The sequence below is a fragment of the Angustibacter speluncae genome (genome assembly GCF_054777815.1).
The window spans coordinates 1-4294 of the sequence record NZ_BAAHAF010000111.1 but is presented as its reverse complement, the minus strand read 5'-3'; the positions used below and the strand labels follow the sequence as shown (position 1 = coordinate 4294).

Genomic DNA, 4294 nt, shown 5'->3' with positions numbered 1-4294 from the left:
GGCCGCCCCGCCCGCGGGCTCGGCGGCACCGGGCTCGCCGGCGTCTGGCTCGTCGGCGTCGGGCTCGTCGGCGTCGGGTGCCCCGGCGCGCGGACGGCGTCCGACCACGCGGAGCACGACGGCCAGCGCGGCCGCCGCCAGCAGCAGCACGCCGCCGAGCACCATCAGCGGCACCGCCCAGGGGGTGCTGACCTCGCGGGTCCAGGTGAAGGTGAGCCGGTCCGGTGCGGTGGTGCCGTCGGCGGCGACCACGAGCAGGTAGCGGCCCGGGCGGTCCTCCCAGGTCAGCTCGGCCGACCCCTCGCCGGACGCGCCGTCGAGCCACATCACCGAACCGGTGGGGTCGGGCACCTCGGCCTCGCCGTCGGTGCGCTCGGTGGCCAGGGTCCGCTCGTCGTCGAGCCCCGTCACCGTCAGGTGCGGCGACTCGCCGACCCACGCGACGGCGTCCTCCTCGCGCATGCGGGCCAGGTGCACGGTGCCCTCGCCCTCGGCGCGGACCGCGACCGGGCCGGGACGCATCTCCATCACGCCGGGTGCGGTGAGCGCGACCGGGGCGTCGGACAGGTCGGCGGACGCGCTCACGTCGCTGTCGGGCAGCCACACCGTGCGCATCCCGACACCGACCAGCAGCAGCGCCAGGCCGAGCACGGCCAGGACGGCCACGAGGACACGGCGAACGAGCACGGGACGGACTCCTCCAGCTTCACCCCCGGCGGACAACGGCCGCTCCACCATAGGCGCCGTCCGCGCCGCACCCAATTCCGGGAACCGGTGCCCCTGCCCCCGCGTCGCAGCACCAGGACGCACGCGGGACGGACCGTGGGCACGCAGCAGGAGGCGACGCAGATGACGACCGCGCCCACCACCGACCCGCTCCCCCGCCGCCGCGGACGGCGCCGCACCGTCGCGCTCGTCGCCGGCACGGCGGCCCTGACGGTCGCCGGCACCGCGCTCGCCACTGGGGCGCTCGGACCCGGGGCCGCACCGGCCGCGGCCGACGGCCTCACCCGCTTCGACGACTGCACCCAGGTGCGCGACTGGTACGTCGAGGCGCTCGACCCCGGCGTCGGCCCCTGGGGCCTGGACGGTTTCGCCGTGCCCGACGTCGCGCGGGACACCGCGGCGGGCGCTGCCGAGGACTCCGCCGCCGGCGCCGCACCGGGCGACGCGGTCGGCACCGGTGCCACCGGCACGAACCTGCAGGAGGCGGGCGTCGACGAGCCGGACACCGTGAAGGTCGACCCCGCCCGGCCCGGTCTCGTGGTGACCACGGCGGGCGACCGGCTGGTCGTCGTCGACGTCGGCGCCGGGGCGCCCCGCCAGGTCGGCTCGCTGGTGGTGCCGGGCCTGGGTGGCTCGGGGTACGGCGGGTGGGGCGTGACGTCCGACACGGTGCAGCCCGCGCCCGAGGCGCCGAGCACGCCGGGGTCGGCCGAGCTGCTGCTGGACGGCGACCGGGTCGTGCTGCTGTCGCAGGGCTGGGCGTCCCTCCCGGGGGCACCTGGCCAGCCGGACGGTCAGGGCGTCACGACCGACCGGGTCGCGCCCGGCACGGTGCCGGGCACCTCGACGACGACCACGACGGTGGTCGACCTGGCCGACCCGACGGCGCCGCGGCTGGTGTCGCAGCAGGAGGTCGAGGGGTGGCTGGTCGGTGCCCGCCTCACCGACGGCGTCGTGCGCGTCGTCACGTCCTCGACGCCCGTGGTGCCCACCCCCGCGGGCACGGTCGACACGACCGTCCCGGGCTGGGAGGCCGAGGCGACGGCGCGGCACCGGGAGGCGCTCGCGCAGATGCGGGGCGAGCAGTTCCTGCCCGCGGCGATCACCCGCGACGCCGACGGCGTCGTCACGGGCCGCGCACCCGCCCTGTCCTGCTCCGACCTCGCGCACACCAGCGTCCCGTCGGGCGGCGGCGTGCTGACCGTCCGCTCGCTCGACCCCGGCGCGGACGGCGACCCGGTCGTCGACGTGGCCGGCGTCGCGGCCGACGGCGACCTGGTCTACGCCAGCACCGACCGGCTCTACGTGGCCACCACCCGCGGGGGGTGGGCCTCGTGGGGGCGCGGCGTGGCCGAGACCGTCGACCCGGACGAGGTGCGTACCGAGCTGCACGGGTTCGACACCTCGGAGGGGGCCGCGACGACCTACCTGGCCTCGGGCGAGGTCGACGGCTTCCTGCTCGGCCGGTGGGCGCTGTCGGCGCGCGACGGCCGGCTGCGGGTCGCGACGACGACCGGCGCGTTCCTGGCCGACCCGCAGTCCGGGCAGGAGCAGTCGCAGAGCTGGGTCACGGTGCTCGAGGAGCGCGCCGGCGAGCTGGTGCAGGTCGGGCAGGTCGGTGGCCTCGGCGTCGGCGAGACGATCCGCTCGGTGCGCTGGTTCGACGACGTCGCGACCGTGGTGACGTTCCGGCAGACCGACCCGCTCTACGTCGTCGACCTGTCCGACCCGACCGCGCCGGCCGTCACCGGCGAGCTGAAGGTGCCCGGGTACTCGGCCTACCTGCACCCGCTGGGCGAGGACCGGCTGCTCGGCGTGGGGCAGGACGCCACCGCGGAGGGCCGCACGACCGGTGTGCTGGTGCAGACCTTCGACCTCACCGACCGGACGGCGCCGGCGCAGGTGAGCACCTGGACCGAGGCCGACACCTGGACCTCGGTCGAGGGCGACTCGCGCCAGCTGACCTACCTGCCCGACCGCCGTACCGCGCTGCTACCACTCGACACGATGGAAGGCCCTGGGCTGCAGGCGATCTCGGTCGGGGACGACGGCGCGCTCGCGGACGCCGGCCGGTACCGGCTCGGCACCCAGCAGGGGTACGGCTACCTGGTGCGGGCCGTGGCCGTCGGGGACCGCGTGGTGCTGCTCACGGGCACCGACGGCGGGGCCGAGCTGGTCGTGCTCGGCCTCGACGGCCTCACGCGGGTGGGGTCGACGGACCTCGGTCGCTGATCGCCGCCTCGAGGCGGTCGAGCTTGGCCTGCATCTCGCCGGTGCGTCCGGGCCGGATGTCGGCCTTGAGCACGAGCGAGACCCGGTCGCCGTGCCGGCCGACCGCCTCGGTGGCGCGGCGCACGACGTCCATGCACTCGTCCCACTCGCCCTCGATGGTGGTGAACATCGAGTCGGTGCGGTGGGGCAGGCCGGACTCGCGGACGACCCGGACGGCGTCGGCGACCGCGGCGGACACCGAGTCACCGGTGCCGGACGGGGCGACGGAGAAGGCGATCAGCACGCGCCCACCCTACGGGCGGCCCTACGGACGACGGGGCCCCGGCTTGGGCGGCCCCGGTCGCGGCGGGGCCGGGGCGGCCGGCTGCTCCGTCGGCGCGGGGGCGGGAGCCGGGGTCGAGCCGAGCTGGGCCGCCAGCCGCGACATGTCGTCGTCGGACACGCGCGAGGCCGCGGCGTTGGCCTCGCCGACCGCGCGGTAGACCTCCTCGCGGTGCACCCGCACCTCGCGGGGGGCCTCGATGCCGAGCCGGACGACGTCGCCGCGCACCTCGACGACCGTCACCACGACGGTGTCGCCGATCATCACGCTCTCGCCGCTGCGGCGGGTCAGGACCAGCACCCCGCCGAGCATACGGGGCGGGACGCCCGCGCACCGGCAGGAGGAGCCGGTGGCGGGTCGGGCGGTCGCGCGGGGTCAGGCGTCCGAGCGGGTGCGCTCCGGGGGCAGCTCGGCCCGGACCGGCCGGACCGCGTCGACGAACCGGCGCAGCAGGGTCTCGGCGACCGCGGCGCACGCGACGGCGAGCAGCAGGCGCAGACCCGCCTCGTCCGGGTCGATGGTGCCCTCGGCCAGTCCCAGCAGCGACGGGACCGACAGCAGCAGCGCGAGGGCGGCGACGGCGGCGAGGTTCACGACCGCACCGCCCGTCCGGCCAGCCGCTCGAGCAGCAGCGCGGTCCACGTCCCGGCGTCGGCGGCGCGGTCGTCGAGCGCCAGCACCGGCACCCGCAGGCCCAGGATGCTGGCGGGGTCGGCGGTGCGGGCGACGTGGTGGGCGTCGAGCGCGTCCACGCGCAGCCCGGCGTCCTCGAGGCCGGCGAGCCAGGCGAGCACGTCGCCGCTCTTGCGGGTCGCGTCGACGCACGCGACGACGTGGTCGGCGCGCACGGTGGAGGCGACGGCGGCGAACCAGCGGTCGTCGAGGGGGTCCGCGACGGGGTCGATGCCGAGGACGACGACGGCGGCGGTGTCGCCGCCGCGCAGCCGGGCGACCTCGCGGCGGACGTGGTCGGCCGTCGGCGCGACCCCCGGGGCGCCGAGGTCGACGACGGCG

At 77.4% G+C, this 4294-nt stretch carries 4 protein-coding genes and 2 pseudogenes; 1 reads left to right on the top strand and 5 read right to left on the bottom strand.

Annotation, left to right across the window (positions count from 1 at the left end; all coding sequences use genetic code 11):
- Positions 1-687, bottom strand: a pseudogene (locus tag ACYVKY_RS13555) (hypothetical protein); the annotation flags it as partial.
- 162 nt (positions 688-849) lie between these two features.
- On the opposite strand from ACYVKY_RS13555, the gene ACYVKY_RS13550 reads away from it, so the two are divergent.
- Positions 850-2958, top strand: a complete 2109-nt coding sequence (locus ACYVKY_RS13550; RefSeq protein WP_460435519.1) for a beta-propeller domain-containing protein — start codon at positions 850-852, stop codon at positions 2956-2958.
- Here ACYVKY_RS13550 and ACYVKY_RS13545 read toward each other — a convergent pair.
- From ACYVKY_RS13545 to ACYVKY_RS13530, 4 genes and pseudogenes are all read right to left on the bottom strand, one after another.
- Complete coding sequence (locus ACYVKY_RS13545) at positions 2924-3241, bottom strand: thiamine-binding protein (protein WP_460435518.1); 318 nt, start codon at positions 3239-3241, stop codon at positions 2924-2926. The two genes, ACYVKY_RS13550 and ACYVKY_RS13545, sit on opposite strands and share 35 nt — an antisense overlap.
- Before the next feature lie 21 nt (positions 3242-3262).
- Positions 3263-3580, bottom strand: coding sequence for a carbon storage regulator CsrA (gene csrA / locus ACYVKY_RS13540; protein WP_460435517.1), 318 nt, complete (start codon positions 3578-3580; stop codon positions 3263-3265).
- Between the two features lie 75 nt (positions 3581-3655).
- A complete protein-coding gene (locus ACYVKY_RS13535; RefSeq protein ID WP_460435516.1) occupies positions 3656-3874 on the bottom strand; it encodes a hypothetical protein in 219 nt (72 codons plus the stop codon).
- Positions 3871-4294: pseudogene (locus tag ACYVKY_RS13530) on the bottom strand (hypothetical protein); the annotation flags it as partial. The pseudogene ACYVKY_RS13530 and the gene ACYVKY_RS13535, both read right to left, overlap by 4 nt.

What these genes read in the sequence shown, in the direction of transcription:
- ACYVKY_RS13550 (WP_460435519.1), top strand. Translation starts at nt 850, where the DNA reads ATGACGACCGCGCCCACCACCGACCCGCTCCCCCGCCGCCGCGGACGG.